11 protein-coding genes and 1 pseudogene are annotated in these 15,062 nt (G+C 67.1%); 6 read left to right on the forward strand and 6 right to left on the reverse strand.

Annotation, left to right across the window (positions count from 1 at the left end; all coding sequences use genetic code 11):
• Nucleotides 1-4: 4 nt before the first annotated feature.
• Together treZ and treY are read right to left on the reverse strand one after the other, a co-directional pair.
• Nucleotides 5-1,789 (reverse strand): malto-oligosyltrehalose trehalohydrolase, encoded by a 1,785-nt coding sequence (treZ, locus tag D579_RS0100125; RefSeq protein WP_018950687.1) that lies wholly within the window; start codon nt 1,787-1,789, stop codon nt 5-7.
• The gene (gene treY / locus D579_RS0100130; protein ID WP_026289384.1) at nt 1,786-4,509 is read right to left on the reverse strand and encodes a malto-oligosyltrehalose synthase; all 2,724 of its coding nucleotides are present in this window, start codon (nt 4,507-4,509) and stop codon (nt 1,786-1,788) included. Before treY ends, treZ begins: the two co-directional genes overlap by 4 nt.
• Before the next feature lie 211 nt (nt 4,510-4,720).
• Between treY and D579_RS0100135 the strand changes: the two genes are divergently transcribed.
• Together D579_RS0100135 and D579_RS0100140 are read left to right on the forward strand one after the other, a co-directional pair.
• Nucleotides 4,721-5,197, forward strand: a complete 477-nt coding sequence (locus D579_RS0100135) for a hypothetical protein (protein WP_018168608.1) — start codon at nt 4,721-4,723, stop codon at nt 5,195-5,197.
• 97 nt (nt 5,198-5,294) lie between these two features.
• Nucleotides 5,295-5,609, forward strand: coding sequence for a hypothetical protein (locus tag D579_RS0100140; protein ID WP_018950689.1), 315 nt, complete (start codon nt 5,295-5,297; stop codon nt 5,607-5,609).
• Between the two features lie 107 nt (nt 5,610-5,716).
• Here D579_RS0100140 and ettA read toward each other — a convergent pair whose 3' ends face one another.
• The 3 genes from ettA to D579_RS0100155 form a co-directional block, all read right to left on the reverse strand.
• Nucleotides 5,717-7,384: an energy-dependent translational throttle protein EttA gene (ettA, locus tag D579_RS0100145; RefSeq protein WP_018950690.1), complete on the reverse strand. Its 1,668-nt coding sequence runs from the start codon at nt 7,382-7,384 to the stop codon at nt 5,717-5,719.
• Between the two features lie 212 nt (nt 7,385-7,596).
• Nucleotides 7,597-8,223 carry an isochorismate family cysteine hydrolase YcaC gene (ycaC, locus tag D579_RS0100150; RefSeq protein WP_018174436.1) on the reverse strand — a complete coding sequence of 209 codons (627 nt, stop codon included), beginning with the start codon at nt 8,221-8,223 and terminating at the stop codon, nt 7,597-7,599.
• A gap of 70 nt (nt 8,224-8,293) precedes the next feature.
• The gene (locus D579_RS0100155; RefSeq protein WP_018950691.1) at nt 8,294-9,166 is read right to left on the reverse strand and encodes a pirin family protein; all 873 of its coding nucleotides are present in this window, start codon (nt 9,164-9,166) and stop codon (nt 8,294-8,296) included.
• A gap of 109 nt (nt 9,167-9,275) precedes the next feature.
• Between D579_RS0100155 and D579_RS0100160 the strand changes: the two genes are divergently transcribed.
• The 3 genes and pseudogenes from D579_RS0100160 (at nt 9,276) to D579_RS0100170 (ending at nt 11,224) form a co-directional block, all read left to right on the forward strand.
• Complete coding sequence (locus tag D579_RS0100160) at nt 9,276-10,187, forward strand: LysR family transcriptional regulator (protein WP_018950692.1); 912 nt, start codon at nt 9,276-9,278, stop codon at nt 10,185-10,187.
• A 226-nt stretch (nt 10,188-10,413) separates the two neighbouring features.
• Nucleotides 10,414-10,811: pseudogene (gene crcB, locus D579_RS14085) on the forward strand (fluoride efflux transporter CrcB).
• Nucleotides 10,808-11,224: a CrcB family protein gene (locus tag D579_RS0100170; RefSeq protein WP_018950694.1), complete on the forward strand. Its 417-nt coding sequence runs from the start codon at nt 10,808-10,810 to the stop codon at nt 11,222-11,224. Before crcB ends, D579_RS0100170 begins: the two are co-directional and overlap by 4 nt.
• A gap of 13 nt (nt 11,225-11,237) precedes the next feature.
• Here the strand turns inward: D579_RS0100170 and D579_RS0100175 are convergent, their stop codons facing one another.
• Nucleotides 11,238-13,946 carry a cation-transporting P-type ATPase gene (locus D579_RS0100175; RefSeq protein WP_018950695.1) on the reverse strand — a complete coding sequence of 903 codons (2,709 nt, stop codon included), beginning with the start codon at nt 13,944-13,946 and terminating at the stop codon, nt 11,238-11,240.
• Nucleotides 13,947-14,102: 156 nt separating this feature from the next.
• On the opposite strand from D579_RS0100175, the gene D579_RS0100180 reads away from it, so the two are divergent.
• Nucleotides 14,103-15,005, forward strand: a complete 903-nt coding sequence (locus D579_RS0100180) for an alpha/beta hydrolase (protein ID WP_018950696.1) — start codon at nt 14,103-14,105, stop codon at nt 15,003-15,005.
• Nucleotides 15,006-15,062: the final 57 nt, after the last annotated feature.

Here is a 15,062-nt window from a genome sequence, read left to right on the forward strand (position 1 = left end):
TGGATCACTCCTTTGACATGGACGGTTGGCCGGGCAGGCAGGAGGGGGCAGGCGCGTCCAGGATCACGACGGACTCGCCGGGCAGCTCCAGGGTGTCCGGACCCACCACGATACCTGTATCGGACTGGAGCAGGAGGTGACCGGCCGCCGCACCCGGGCACGCCAGCCGTTGCGGGGCAGGGTGCAGGTTGCACACCACCCGCAGTCCCGACCGGTGCACGATCAACCAGCGTGCCGCCTCGTCGAAATGCGCCTCGATCGCCTCCAGACGGTCGTCGCCGAACGCCGAGTGGGCATGCCTCAGGGCGATCAGGGCCCGGTACCACTGCAAGATGTCGGCATGCGGCTCGCGTTCGAGCTCGTCCCAGTCCAGGCGGGATTGTTCGAAGGTCTCGATGGATTGCGGGTCCGGGATGCTGCCGGCATCGGTGTCCCGCCGGAAGGCCGCGAACTCGCGCTGGCGGCCTTCGGTCACCGCGCGCCCCAGGTCGGTGTCCGTGTGATCGGTGAAATACAAAAACGGCGTCGCGGCCGCCCATTCCTCCCCCTGGAACAGCATGGGCACGAAGGGACTGGTCATCACCAGGGCCGCTCCAATCTTCAGTAGTCCCGGCGAGACGCCTTCACTGATTCGGTCCCCCAGGGCCCGATTGCCAACCTGGTCGTGGTTTTGCAGGCAGCCGATGAACCGCCGGCCGGGCAGGTCGGAGGCCGGTCGCCCGTGGGTACGCCGGCGATAGTGGGAGTAGCGCCCGTCATAGACGAGGCCTCGCGTCAGCGCCCGGGCGACATCCGCCAGGCGTCCGAAGTCCGCGTAGTACCCGTCGGATTCCCTGGTCAGCAGGGCATGCAGTGCGTGATGGAAGTCCTCGTTCCACTGCGCGTCCAGCCCGTAGCCGCCGGCCTCTACCGGCCGCGCCACGCGCGGGTCGTTACGGTCGTTCTCCGCGATCACCACCAGATGCCGCCCGAGCGCCCGCCCCAGGCGCTGCACCTCGGCGGCGAGTTGCTCCAGGAAATGGGTGGCCGAGGTATCGACAATCGCGTGTACCGCGTCGATGCGCAGGCCGTCGAGGTGGTAGTCGCGCAGCCACATCAGGGCGTTGTAGATGAAGAAGCGGCGCACGCTATCGCTGTCGGGGCCGTCGAGGTTCACGGCGTCGCCCCACGGGGTTTGGTAGTGGTCGGTGAAATAGGGGCCGAACTGCGCCAGGTAGTTGCCATCCGGGCCGAGGTGGTTGTAGACCACGTCCAGCAGCACCGCGATGCCGCGGCGGTGGCAGGCATCCACCAGCCGTTTCAGGCCATCGGGGCCCCCGTAGGCGTGGTGCGGTGCGTACAGGTCGACCCCGTCGTAGCCCCAGCCGCGCTCGCCGGGGAATGCCGCCACCGGCATCAGCTCCAGGTGGGTGATGCCGAGGTCGACCAGGTGATCGAGGCGGTCGATCACGCCGTCGAAGCTGCCTTCCGGGGTAAAAGTGCCGACGTGGATCTCCTGGATCACCGCCGCGGCCAGCGGCGGCGCCTGCCAGCCGGCGTCGTTCCAGACGAAGCGGGAATGCTCCAGCCAGCGCGACGGGCCGTGCACGCCCTGCGGCTGCCAGGCGGAGCGCGGGTCGGGGAACGGGCCGTTGCCGTCGACGCGGAAGGCATAGTCGCTGCCGTGCACCACCCGCGAGGTCTGCAGCGACCACCAGCCGTCCGCGCGGCGGTCCATTGGCATGCGGCTGCCACCGCACTCCAGTTCGACCTGATTCGCCTCGGGGGCCCACACGCGCACGGTCGTCATTGCGTTGCCTCCTCGCGTTCGAGCAGGGCCACCGGAAACGCATCGAGGATCTCCGCGACCTGGCAGTCGCCGCCTTGCAGAGCCTCGCCGGACAGTCGGTTGTGCCAGGTGCCGGGCGGCAGCCGCAGGCGGGTGTCGAGCCAGTCGCCCGCCAGGCCGAGCACCAGGCGCGGCACCAGCACCAGGGCGCCTTCGCCGCGCAGGTAGGCGATCGCATGCCCGGCGCGTTCGCCACTGGCGCGCAGCGGGGTGTAGGCCGCATCCGGGCGGAACCACTCCGGGTGGCGGCGGCGCAGGGCCAGGGCCTGGTGCGTCACCCACTGCTTGGGCAGGCCCTCATCGGCGCGGGCGCTGATCTGCGCCGGCGAGAGGTGGGCGAGTTTCTCCAGCAGCCGGGCGCGCGTCTCGAAGTCCACCGGGCGGCGGTTGTCCGGATCGACCAGGCTCAGGTCCCACAGCTCGCTGCCCTGGTAGATGTCCGGGATGCCCGGCGCGGTGAGCTTGATCAGGGTCTGCGCCAGGCTGTTGGTGCGGCCGGGAGCGACCAGCGGCTGCAGGAACGACTCCAGCGATTCGCGAAACCCCGGGTCGTCCAGGGTGCCGGCCACGAAATCGTGCAGGGCCTGCTCGTAGTCCTCCTGCGGATGGGTCCAGCTGGTGTGCTGCTTGGCCTCGCGGGCGGCCTTTTCCATGTAGGCCGTGATGCGCTCGGCGTCGATCGGCCAGGCGCCGACCAGCGTTTGGTAGTACAGGTACTCGGTGGCCGGGTCCGGCCACCCACCACTGCGGTGGCGGGCGTTGTGACGCATCCAGCGACGCACGCTCCTGGCCCAGGCCTCCGGCATCTCGGAGAGCAGCAGCAGGCGGGCGCGTACGTCCTCGCTGCGCTTGGTGTCATGGGTCGAGGTGGCCAGCATCGCCTCGGGGTGCAGCGCCCGGGCCCGGGCGCTGGCCTCGTGGAATTCGTCCACCGACAACCCGAAGCTTCCCGGGCCGCCGCCGACCTCGTTGAGTGCCGTCAGGCGGTGGAAGCGGTACAGCGCGGTATCCTCTACGCCCTTGGCCATCGCCGGGCCTGTCAGCTGCTGGAAGCGCAGGGCGAGCTCGGTCTCGCGCTCGCCAGGGATGCGCAGCAGAAGCAGGTTGCGCAGGAACTGCAGCAGCTCGCTGTCCAGCTCCGGGCGGCGCTCGGCGGCCTGCTGGATCGCGGTCTCCACGCAGCCGACGTCGGCCGCCGTCACGCCGCCTTCGCGTGGGGTGACGTAGGTGCGGTAGACCGGGAAGCAGGCCGCCGCCTCCAGCAGGGCGAGGTACAACTCGTGGCGGGTGTAGTCGCGGTGGCGGCGGTGGCGTTCGCAGATATCCACGAACAGCGAGCTCAGGCGATTGAGTTCGCTGCCGAGCAGGTCCTTGAGTACCTGCCGCTTGGATTCGTAGACCAGTCCGGGGTAGTCGGATCCCTCGCCGGTGAGCTCCTCGAAGAGCCGCGTCAGCGGGGCCTCGCCGGCCGGGTCCGCGAACAGCCCCTGCACGCGGTTGAGGAAGTCGTAGCCGGTGGTGCCGGCGATCGGCCAGTCGCCCGGCAGCTGTTCGCCGGGCTCGAGGATCTTCTCGGCGACGATCCAGGTGTCCGGACAGGTGCGGTGCAACTGGTTGAAGTACTGCCCGGGGTCGCGCAGGCCGTCCGGGTGGTCGACCCGCAGGCCGTGCACCGAGCCTTCCGCCACCCAGCGGACCGGCAACGCATGCACGGCCTGGAATACCTCCTCCTTCTCCTGACGCAGCCCGGCCAGGTCGTTGATGTCGAAAAACCGCCGGTAGCCAAGGTCGCGTCCGGCGGTGCGCCACCAGGCCAGCCGGTAGTTCTGTTTTTCGATCAGCGCGTCCAGGGCATCGGGGTCGGCGTTGATCCGTTCGACCTCGGCCGCGATTGCCTCGGCGGCTGCCGGGTCCTGGCGGGTCGTGTCGTCCAGAAGCTGGCGGATCACGTCCTGGTCGCGGTGGCGCCGTGCCACCGAATGGTGTGCGATCAGATGCGGCTGTGGCAGGCGGGCACAGGATTCCGCGAGAAAGCCCAGCAGCTCGATACCGGTGGCGCGACAGGCGCGGTCGAGCAGCTCGTTGAGCGAAGAGGGGTCCAGCGGGAAGCGGTGTTCGTAATGGGCGAGGTCGAACAGCCCGGCGCCGTATTGCAGGCGGATCTCGCCGGCCTCGAGGACACGGCCGTAATGATCGCCCAGCACCGGGAGCAGGACCTTGTTCGGCCAGCGCTCCTCCGAGGACTCCCAGTCGACGTCGAAGTACGTCGCAAACGGGCTGGACGGGCCGTTCTCCAGCACATCCCACCACCACGGGTTCTGGTCCCCGGCCACCGCCATGTGGTTGGGCACGATGTCCAGTACCAGCCCCATCCCGGCGGCGTCCAGCGCCGCGCACAGGCGCTGGCGTGCCGGTTCGCCGCCAAGCTCTTCGTTGACCCGCGAGGGGTCGACCACGTCGTAGCCGTGGCTGCTGCCGCGCACCGCCTGCAGGATCGGCGACAGATAGACATGCGAAACCCCCAGCCGCGCGAGATAGGGAACAATCGCGGCCGCGTCGTCCAGCGTGAACCCTGGGTGCATCTGCAGGCGACAAGTCGCGATTCGCTCGGGTTGGGCCTGTCGCCTCTCGCAGCCGTCCGAGGACCCCGCGCTTCCTGTACTGCTGATGGATCCCTGCATCGCCCTCCGTCCCGAAGGCAGACCGGCCGGACAATCCGGCCGCTAACCCGAATATGGACCACATCCCGAACGAAGGGAATCCGCATCGCCGGCCAACGCCCAGAAACTGGGGCACGGCCGTCGGGATGGACCGCATGGCAGGAGGCAGGAGCTTCGCGGGGTGATGGGGTAAGCTTCCGGCATACCCCTACCCATGCGAAGGAGCTCCCGTATGCGTCGAGCGCTGGTCCTGCCCGCCTGTCTGGTCTCGTTGTTTTCCGTTGCGCTGGTTTCCGGGAATGCCCACGCGGCCGGGGCCGCGACACTGGTCCTGGAGGGCGATGAGTACGTGCTGGAGATGGAGGTCTGTGATTTCTCGGGTGAGTCGGATGACCGCTACCAGACGCTGGTGGCGCGCGCGGATACGGATCGCGGCCCGCTGCGGGTGTTCGCCTCGCGCAATGCGGTTGCGGGGATGCTGACGCACTCGGTGTCGCTGCAGTTTGGGGACTTTCGTGCGGGTGGCGAGGTGCTGGAGGCCAATCGGACCCGCATGGGCCAGCAGTGGATTAGTGCCGCCGGAGGTGCTGCCGAGCCGCTGATCCAGATCGACGGAAGCGAACTGCAGGCCGACGGCCGATTCGCGGATATGGAGATGACGGGGGAGCCGGTGGACGGGCGCCTGACCGCGACCTGCGATCGCCGGTAGGGTTGGCGGGCCAAGCGCAGCCGTTGCATTATTTTCGGGCGGTTGGGCGCGCACACGCCTGACCACCTGACGTATCGAGTTTCAGGAGGCGGCCGAAATGATCAAGGAGTCGGACTGGAAGCGGTTCAGCCGGTTGAAGGAAACCGCGCTGGATCGTTACTGCGAACGAGCCCTGGCCAATTGCCGGGCGACGATGGAACAGGACGACCGGTCGAATCACGAACGCTTTCTGGGTCTCTATCAGCAGTTGAACGAAGCGAACGAGCGGCTTGCATTCATCTTCGATGGCCATGCCCGCTCGAAGGCGCTTGATCAGTTCAGGTGTATGCGGCGCGAAGGGCTGATCGAAGATGCAGAGCTGGAAGGGTTTACGGAGGCATTCCTGGAGCAGACTCGGCCGGTTAGCCCGTAGCCTCGGCGCGGGCTGGCCCGATGCAGCAGGCATTGACGGTGACCATATGGCCAATGTTCCGGGGCGGAAAGCCGAAGGCCCGGCGGGTGCCGGGCCTTCGGGGTGGATCAGGAGGCGAGTCGCTTGTACTTGACCCGGTGCGGCTGGTCGGCCGCGGCGCCCAGGCGCTTGTGGCGGTCCTCCTCGTACTCCTGGTAGTTGCCGTCGAAGAACACCACGTTGCCGTCTTCCTCGAACGCGAGGATGTGCGTGGCGATGCGGTCGAGGAACCAGCGATCATGCGAGATCACGATCACGGAGCCGGGGAAGTCCAGCAGCGCCTCTTCCAGCGCGCGCAGGGTCTCCACGTCCAAGTCGTTGGTCGGTTCGTCGAGCAGCAGGAAGTTGCCGCCGCTTTGCAGCAGCTTGGCCAGGTGCACGCGGTTGCGCTCCCCACCGGAGAGATCCTTCATGCGCTTTTGCTGGTCGGTGCCCTTGAAGTTGAAGCGGCCGACGTAGGCGCGTGACGGCATCTGGAAGTTGCCGACCTGGATGATGTCCTGGCCGTTGGAGATCTCCTCCCAGACGGTCTTCTCGTCCTGCAGGGCATCGCGGCTCTGGTCGACATACGCCAGCTGCACGGTTTCGCCCAGTTCGATGGTCCCTTCGTCCGGTTGTTCCTGGCCGGCGATCATGCGGAACAGGGTGGTCTTGCCCACGCCGTTCGGGCCGATCACACCAATCAGCGCCCCGCGCGGAACGGAGAGAGACAGGCCCTGGTAGAGCACGCGATCGCCGAAGTGCTTGGACAGGTTGTCCACCTCCAGCACCTTGTCGCCCAGACGCGGGCCCGGCGGGATGTAGATCTCCTTGGTCTCGGAGCGCTTCTGGTAGTCGGTGGAGGCGATCTCCTCGAAGCGCTTCAGGCGGGCCTTGCTCTTGGCACCACGGCCCTTCGGGTTGGAGCGCACCCACTCGAGCTCGGATTCCATCGCCTTCACGCGGGCGGCCTCGGCCTTTTCTTCCTGCTTCAGGCGCTTTTCCTTCTGTTCCAGCCACTGCGAGTAGTTGCCCTGGAACGGGATGCCCTGGCCACGGTCGAGCTCGAGGATCCAGCCAGCGACGTTGTCGAGGAAGTAGCGGTCATGGGTGACGGCGACCACGGTGCCCTGGAACTCCTGCAGGAAGCGCTCGAGCCAGGCGACGGACTCGGCGTCCAGGTGGTTGGTCGGCTCGTCGAGGATCAGCATGTCCGGGCTGGACAGCAGCAGCCGGCAAAGCGCCACGCGCCGGCGCTCACCGCCGGACAGGGTCTTTACGTCGGCATCCCACGGCGGCAGGCGCAGGGCGTCGGCGGCGACCTCCAGCTTGCGCTCGAGGTTGTGGCCGTCAGCGGCCTCGATCTTCGCCTCCAGCTCGCCCTGCTTGGCGGCCAGGGCATCAAAGTCCGCATCCGGCTCGGCATAGGCGGCGTATACCTGATCCAGCTCGGCCAGGGCCTCCTTGACCGGCGCCACGGCCTCTTCCACGTTGCCGCGCACGTCCTTGCTCTCGTCGAGCTGCGGCTCCTGCGGCAGGTAGCCGATGTTGATGCCCGGCTGCGGGCGCGCCTCGCCGACGATGTCGGTATCCACGCCGGCCATGATGCGCAGCAGGGTGGATTTCCCCGCGCCGTTGTAACCCAGCACGCCGATCTTGGCGCCCGGGAAGAAGTTCAGGTTGATGTCCTTGAGGATGTACTTCTTTGGCGGGACGATCTTGCCCACGCCGTTCATGGTGAAGATGTACTGCGCCATGATGCTCCTGCGACGAATGCGGTTTGAATGAGGGCAGGCCCTTTACGGCCCTTGCTGGGCCCGCACTTTACCATCCCGGCAATCCGGAGGCGCATGTCCCCGGTGATCCCGGACCTTGTGAAGGCCTCCTTGGCGTCAGGTCGCCGGGGCCGCATCGATAAAAACGGAAAAGGGCGGGCGCCGCGATGGCCCCCGCCCCGATAGCTCATGGCTCACGCGTTGCGCGCGAAGTAGCTGGTCATCAGGTTGCGGTAGTTGGGGATGTGCTCGGAGAGCAGCGATCCCAGGCCTTCGACATCATTGCGCCAGTCGCGGTGCAGTTCGCAGGCCATCGCAAACCAGCCCATCAGCTGCACGCCGGCGGCCTCCATGCGGGACCAGGCGGAATCGCGGGTGGTCTTGTTGAAGGTGCCCGAGGCGTCGGTCACGACGAACACGTCGTAGCCCTCCTCGATGGCGGACAGCGCCGGGAAGGCCACGCAGACCTCCGTGACGACACCGGCGATGATCAGCTGCTTCTTGCCGGTGGCCTTCACTGCAGCCAGGAATTCCTCGTTGTCCCAGGCGTTGATATTGCCCGGACGCGCGATGTAGGGGGCGTCGGGGAACATCTCCTTCAGTTCCGGCACCAGTGGTCCATTGGGGCCGGCCTCGAAGCTGGTGGTCAGGATGGTGGGCAACCCGAAGTACCGGCCGCAGGCAGCCGTGGCCAGCACGTTGTTCTTGAATTCGCTGGGTTCGAAGTCCTGGACCAGCGAGATCAGACCGGACTGGTGATCGACCAGCAGCAGCGCGGCATCGTCCTTGTCGAGGCGGCGGTAGGTGTAGTCGTGATTCATATCGTTCTCCTTGTGAAGGCCTGCCGGGCAGGCATGAAAGTCCGCGACGCGGGTGCGCCGCGGGGTTGGGTCAAGTGGATGGGGCGGAGTCCTGCAGGCGGCCCTCGCGATAGTCGCGGATGGCCTGACGGATCTCGTCCGGGGTGTTCATGACGAAGGGCCCCTGGCCGACGACGGGCTCGTCGATGGGTTCGCCGGACAGGACCAGGACGGTGGCGTCGTTATTGGATTCGACGATTACCCCCTCGTGTTCCGCACTCAGCATCACCAGCTGGCCGCCGCGCGCGATCTCGCTGCCGTTCACCTGAACGGTGCCGTGCAGTACCACCAGCATGGAGTTCCAGCCGTGCGGCAGGTCCAGGCGGACTTCGCCATCGCGCTCCAGGCGCAGGTCCCACACCTGCATCGGGCTGAAGGTGCGGGCCGGCCCTGGCTGCCCGGCATATTCGCCGGCAATGACTCGCAGCCGCCCCGCGGCGTCCGGCAGTGCGATCTCCGGGATGTCGCTGACGCCCAGGTGCTGATAGCCCGGTGCGGTCATCTTGTATCGGGACGGCAGGTTGACCCAGAGCTGCACCATCTCCAGCCGCCCGCCGGTGCGGGTGAAGCGCCGGGAATGGAACTCCTCGTGCAGGATGCCGGCACCGGCGGTCATCCACTGCACATCGCCCGGTCCGATAACGCCGCCGGCCCCGGTGGAGTCGGCATGTTCCACCTCGCCATCCAGCACGATGGTGACGGTCTCGAACCCCCGGTGCGGATGTTCTCCGACGCCGCGCGGCCGGGTCGCGGGTTCGAAATCCATGGGCCCGGCATGGTCGAGCAACAGGAACGGGCTCACGTGGCGGCCGTGACTCTGGTAGGAAAACAGCGAACGCACGGGAAAGCCGTTGCCGACCCAGTGGCGGGGTGGGGCGCTGTATGTACCCAGGATGGTCTTCATGTCGTTCTCCTCGAAAGGTCGTGAGTTATGACCTGACGAGAATCCTGACAGCGGGACGGTGGCGCTGGTAGTACGCAAAAATTACACTCACCGTTCCATAATCGGAACGATGAAGATGCAGGACCTCAACGATCTCTACTATTTCGCCCGCGTGGTCGAGCACGGCGGGTTTGCCCCCGCTGCACGGGCACTGGGCGAGCCCAAGTCCAAGCTCAGTCGCCGGATCGCGGCGCTGGAAGAACGCCTGGGGGTGCGCCTGTTGCAGCGCTCCACCCGGCAGGTCGGCGTCACCGAGATCGGGCGCATCTACCATGGCTTCTGCAAGGCCATGCTGGTGCAGGCGGAGGCCGCGCAGGACGCCATCGACGGCCTGCGCGACGAGCCCTGTGGCACGGTCAAGCTGAGCTGTCCGGTCGCACTGCTGGATGCCCGGGTGGCGACCATGCTGGCGGAATACCAGCGCCGTTACCCGCGGGTGCAGCTGCACCTGGACGCGACCAACCGCCGCGTGGACGTCATCGAGGAAGGCTTCGATATCGCCATCCGCGTGGAGCCGCCGCCGCTGGAGGACAGCGAGCTTGTCCTGCGCGTCCTGGCCGACCGGGCCCAGCGGCTGGTGGCGAGCCCCGACCTGCTTCAGCGTGAGGGCTCGCCACAGGTGCCCGCGGATCTCGCAGACCTCCCCAGCCTCGCACTGAGCCGGCCGCAGGCACGCTATCAGTGGCACCTTGTCGGGCCCGACGGTGGCGAGGCCTGGATTGCCCACCAGCCGCGCCTGGTCACGCGCAGCATGACGGCCCTGCGGATTGCCGCCTGCCACGGGGTCGGGATCGTGCAGTTGCCGACCATGATGATGACCACGGAGCTGGCGGAGGGCCGTCTGGTTACGGTGCTGGAGGACTGGGCCCCGCCGCGCGAGATCGTGCATGCGGTGTTCCCGTCGCGCCGCGGTCAGCTACCGGCCGTGCGCGGCCTGATCGATCATCTGGCCGAAGGCTTTGCCACTCTCGACGAGGATTGAGATCTGCGGCGCGGCCGCCTGGATGTGCGGTCAGTCGCCATCGCGCCTTTGTCGAAGGGGTGTCGCTTCGGTGGGCGGTTCCGGACCCGCGGCGACCGCGACGGTTGGCCCCCAGGCGTTTGCGCTGGAATGGGGTCGCGCGAAGGGTACGCGGGTGGGTTCATGAGTCAGTGTTTCCCTGACCCCGATGCTCGAAAGCTTGGGCGGTGCCGCTGACAATGGCGCCATGATCGCGTGGTGGGAGGGCCTGTTGCTGGTGGGAGCCGGGGGTGCGCTGGGGGGCTGGCGCGCTTCTGGCTGTCGCAGTGGATCGACAACCGCACCGGGGGCGGCCGCTTCCCGTGGGGGACGCTGGCGGTGAATGCCTCCGGTGCGCTGCTGATCGGGCTGGCACTGGGATGGACCTCGGGGCCGGCGCTCGCCTCCTGGCTCTGGCTGTTGCTGGTGGTGGGCGTGCTCGGCAGCTTCACCACAGTCTCTTCGTTCAGCCTGCAGGTGCTGGGGGTCGCGGAGCAGGACGGGCTGCGCCCGGCGCTCGTCTACGTCCTGCTGACCCTGGGCGGAGGGCTGTCGCTGGTGGCCATCGGGCACGCGCTGGGCCGCCTGGCAGGTGGCGCGGCGTGACCGGGTATTCGCTGCGTCTCTCGCTATTCGTGGCGCTGGGGGCTGCGCTCGGCAGCATAGCGCGCTACGGCGTCTCCTGGATCGGGCTGCACCTGGCCGGTACCGGCTTTCCCTGGGACACGCTGGCCGTGAACGTGGCCGGATCGTGGCTGATCGGGCTGTATGCGGCGATCAGCGCGCCGGGCGGCTGCCGCCCGGCCTACCCGGTGTTTCGTCACTTCATGCTGGCGGGTGTCTGCGGCGGCTTTACGACCTTCTCGGTGTTCAGTCTCGAGAGCCTGTGGCTGATGCAGTCGGGTGCTGCGGGCCGCGCCGGGCTTTATGTGGCCGTGTCCCTGGTGCTGTGGATCGCCGGGGTGTGGCTGGGTAGCCGCATGGGGCGGCGCTGGAACGCCGCCGCGGCACGAGACTGACCGTCAAGCGGCGCTACTGGTGGGGGTTGAAACCACGCCGGCGCAGCAGCGTCTTTTCGAGTTCGACCAGAGTGAACAGGATCAGGCCGAAGGCGAGGATGCGGGCCCATTCCTCGAGGCCGATGGCGGTGGTGCCGAACAGCAGCTGCAGTGGCGGGGCGTAGGTAAAGAGGCTCTGCAGTACGATCAGGATCCCGATTGCGACCAGGGCCGGTCGGCTGGCGACGAGGCTTGCATGGCTGAGAGCAGGCGCCAGAAGAGAACGGCTGGTAAGCATGAAGAACAGCTGCCCCATCACCAGGGTGTTGATGGCCACCGTGCGGGCGAACTCGTGTTCCGCCCCCTGCTGCTCCAGCCACAGGAAGTGGCCAAAGGCGCCGGCGACCAGCAGGGTGGACACGAAACTGACGCGCCAGAGCAGGAAGCCGGACAAGATAGGCGAATTGGGCGGGCGAGGAGGGCGTTGCATGACGCCCGGCTCGGTAGGTTCGAAGGCCAGCGCCAAGCCGAGGGTAACTGCGCTGACCATGTTGACCCATAGCACCTGCACCGGAGTTAGCGGCAGGGTCAGACCCAGCAAAATGGCAGCGACGATCGTGAAGGCCAGCCCCCCGTTGCTGGGCAGCAGGAACATGATCGCCTTTTTCAGGTTGTCGTAGACAGTTCGGCCTTCTTCGACCGCATTGGCGATGGAGACGAAGTTGTCGTCGGCCAGTACCATTGCGGAGGCCTCGCGTGCGGCCTCGGTGCCCTTCAGCCCCATGGCCACACCAACATCGGCGCGTTTGAGTGCAGGGGAGTCGTTTACGCCGTCACCGGTCATGGCCACCACGTCGCCGTGGCTCTGAATCGCGCGCACGAGGCGTAGTTTGTGCTCCGGTGTGGTACGGGCGAATACGTCGACGCGCTGGACTATCGCCTTGAGGTCATCGTCCGAGGTGTTGTCCAGTTCGTGGCCGACCACCACACCGCCTTTGGTGTTGATGCCCAGTTCGTCGGCGATCGCCCGTGCGGTGACGCCGTGATCGCCGGTGATCATCTTCACGCGGATCCCGGCTCCCTGACAGTGAGCCACCGCTTCGATCGCCTCTTCACGCGGCGGGTCGATGATTCCGCAGACAGCGACCAGGGTGAGCCCCCCGTTCTCGATGTCGCCAAACTCGAGCTCTCGACGGTGCCCTTCCATGCGCCGGGTAGCGAGAGCGAGCAGGCGCTGACCACGGGCGGCGACATCATCCATCCACTGTTGCCAGTGTTCGGAGTCCAGCGGTTCATCCTCATCTTTAGTGCGCTGGTGGCTGCACAGGGACAGCACGCGTTCTGGCGCGCCCTTGAGGAAGAGGAAGGCGTGACCCTCATGATCGTGGTGCAGGGTGGCCATGAACTTGTAGGACGATTCGAACGGGATCACGTCGTCGCGCACAAATTCCTTGTTCACGAGCTTCGGGTCCAGCCCGCCCTTCATCGCCGCGGTGATCAGGGCCCCCTCGGTGGGGTCACCCTCCATGGTCCAGGCGTCGTCCTTCGGGTAGACCTCGGCATCGTTGCACAGGAGGATGCCGCGCAGGACCTCCGCGAGCAGCGGGTCGGATTCCGGATCGGCCTCCTGGCCGTCGCGGGTAATCCCGCCGTGCGGCTCGTAGCCCACCCCGGTCAGCTCGTACTCCGCCGCGGTGGTGACGATGCTCTTCACCGTCATCTCGTTGCGGGTCAGGGTGCCGGTCTTGTCCGAGCAGATGGTGGTGACCGAGCCGAGGGTCTCCACCGCGGGCAGGCGGCGGATAATCGCGTGGCGCGCGGCCATGCGCTGTACCCCGATCGCCAGGGTGATGGTCATGATCGCCGGCAGGCCCTCGGGGATCGCCGCGACTGCGAGGCTGACCGCCGCGAGGAAGGTCTCCACCAGGTCGTAGTCGCGCACCCAGAAGCCAAAGGCGAAGGTGGCCGCGGCCAGTATGCCGATCGCCACCGACAGCCAGCGGCCGAACTGCGCGATCTGGCGCAGCAGCGGCGTCGTCAGGGTCTCCACCTCGCCGATCATGGTGGAGATGCGGCCGATCTCGGTATCGGCCCCGGTGCCGATCACCACGCCGCGCCCCTGGCCGAAGGCGACCAGGGTGCCGGAGTAGGCCATGCACCGCCGATCGCCCAGGTCGGCCTCGGCCTGCACCGGGTCGGTCTGCTTGTCGCTGGCGACCGATTCGCCGGTCAGCGCAGCCTCGTCGATGCGCATGTTGTGCGCGCCAGTCAGGCGCAGGTCCGCCGGGACGCGATCCCCCGCCTGCAGATAGACGATGTCGCCGGGGACCAGCTCTTCCGCCGGGATGCTGCGGCGCTGGACGTCGCGCAGCACCTGGGCGCGGGGCGAGAGCATCTGGCGGATGGCGTCCAGGGCCTTCTCGGCCTTGCCTTCCTGGATGTAGCCGATGATGGCGTTGATCAGCACCACCCCGAGGATCACGCCGGTATCCAGCCAGTGCCCGAGAAACGCCGTGCCGACGGCCGCGGCGATCAGCACATAGATCAACACGTTGTGGAACTGCAGCAGGAAGCGCTTCAGCGGGCCAGTACGCGCGGTCTCCGGCAGACGGTTGGGGCCTACCTGCTGCAGCCGTTCCTGCGCATCGCTGGATGCGAGCCCGCGATCACTCGCCTCCAGGTGCCGGAGCACCGCGTCGGTCTTCAGTGCGTGCCAGTCGCGTGACGGGTCGCGATCGCTCATGCGTCTCCCGGGGAGGTGATGGCCAGGCAGTCGGTCCGGATGGTCCTATCATGCGCCGAGGCGCCGGCGCTGTCAGGCCGGTCTTCGGTCGCGTGGTGGAATTTTCCCAACACGAACGAGTCTATTTCCGGACCAACAGTCACAGGAGGAATGCCCATGTCCCGCTGGATTGCACTGACCGCCGTCGCGTTCGCCGGAATGTTTACCACCTCGGCGATGGCCGCGGAGAAGGTCACGCTGGAGCACGAGGACCGGACGCTGATCGGTCACATGAAGGAAGGCATGGGCGCGAGCCCCTCCGACGGCGTGGTCCTGATGCTGCACGGTACCCTGGCGCACGGGCGCATGGAGGTGATGGCGGCGGTGCAGGATCTGCTGGCCGACCACGGGCTGAACTCGCTGTCGATCAACCTGAGCTACGGCATCGAAGCGCGCGAGGGCATGTTCGAGTGCGACGCCCCGGTGCGCCACGGGGTCGATGATCATCTGCAGGAGGTCAGCCTGTGGCACGAGTGGCTGCAGGACGAGGGCTATGGCCCCGTCACCCTGTTCGGCCACTCGCGTGGCGGCAACCAGATCGCCCGTTACCTCACCGAGCACGACCCGGACGGCATCCGCGCCCTGGTGCTGGTGGCGGCTTCCACCTTTGACGAGGATGAGGCTGCGGCGGATTTCGAGGAGCAAAGTGGCCTGCCGCTGCAGGTGATGCTGGATCGTGCCCGCGAACTGCAGCGCATGAACCAGGAAGAGACCCTGATGGAGGACGTGCGCTTCCTCTATTGCGAGGAGCTGGACGTGACCCCGCGCGCCTTCCTTGGCTACTACGAACCGACTCGCCAGAACGACACCCCCTCGGTGATCCGCGGGATGCAGATCCCGACGCTGGTGATCGTGGGCTCCGAGGACGACGTGGTCCCGGATCTTCCGCAGAAGGTCGAGGTGGTGAAGGACAGCGGCGACATCACCCTGATGACCGTGGACGGTGCCGATCACTTCTTCCGCGACTTCTTCGCGGATGACGTGGCCGATTTCACCGCGGACTTCATCGATCAGAACTGATCGGTAAGCCCTCAAGAACAAGTCGGCGCTAGTGCAAGGCCGGCCCGGGAATTCCCC

This window comes from Thioalkalivibrio sp. AKL12 (genome assembly GCF_000377925.1).
In the GTDB taxonomy this organism is placed as follows: Bacteria; Pseudomonadota; Gammaproteobacteria; order Ectothiorhodospirales; family Ectothiorhodospiraceae; genus Thioalkalivibrio; species Thioalkalivibrio versutus.

Bases quoted from the DNA above. Each gene is read 5' to 3' on its own strand.
- D579_RS0100160 (WP_018950692.1), top strand. From the start codon at position 9,276: ATGAAGATGCAGGACCTCAACGATCTCTACTATTTCGCCCGCGTGGTC.
- treZ (WP_018950687.1), bottom strand. From the start codon at position 1,789: ATGACGACCGTGCGCGTGTGGGCCCCCGAGGCGAATCAGGTCGAACTG.
- D579_RS0100135 (WP_018168608.1), top strand. From the start codon at position 4,721: ATGCGTCGAGCGCTGGTCCTGCCCGCCTGTCTGGTCTCGTTGTTTTCC.
- D579_RS0100175 (WP_018950695.1), bottom strand. From the start codon at position 13,946: ATGAGCGATCGCGACCCGTCACGCGACTGGCACGCACTGAAGACCGAC.
- D579_RS0100140 (WP_018950689.1), top strand. From the start codon at position 5,295: ATGATCAAGGAGTCGGACTGGAAGCGGTTCAGCCGGTTGAAGGAAACC.
- treY (WP_026289384.1), bottom strand. From the start codon at position 4,509: ATGCAGGGATCCATCAGCAGTACAGGAAGCGCGGGGTCCTCGGACGGC.
- D579_RS0100155 (WP_018950691.1), bottom strand. From the start codon at position 9,166: ATGAAGACCATCCTGGGTACATACAGCGCCCCACCCCGCCACTGGGTC.
- ettA (WP_018950690.1), bottom strand. From the start codon at position 7,384: ATGGCGCAGTACATCTTCACCATGAACGGCGTGGGCAAGATCGTCCCG.
- ycaC (WP_018174436.1), bottom strand. From the start codon at position 8,223: ATGAATCACGACTACACCTACCGCCGCCTCGACAAGGACGATGCCGCG.
- D579_RS0100180 (WP_018950696.1), top strand. From the start codon at position 14,103: ATGTCCCGCTGGATTGCACTGACCGCCGTCGCGTTCGCCGGAATGTTT.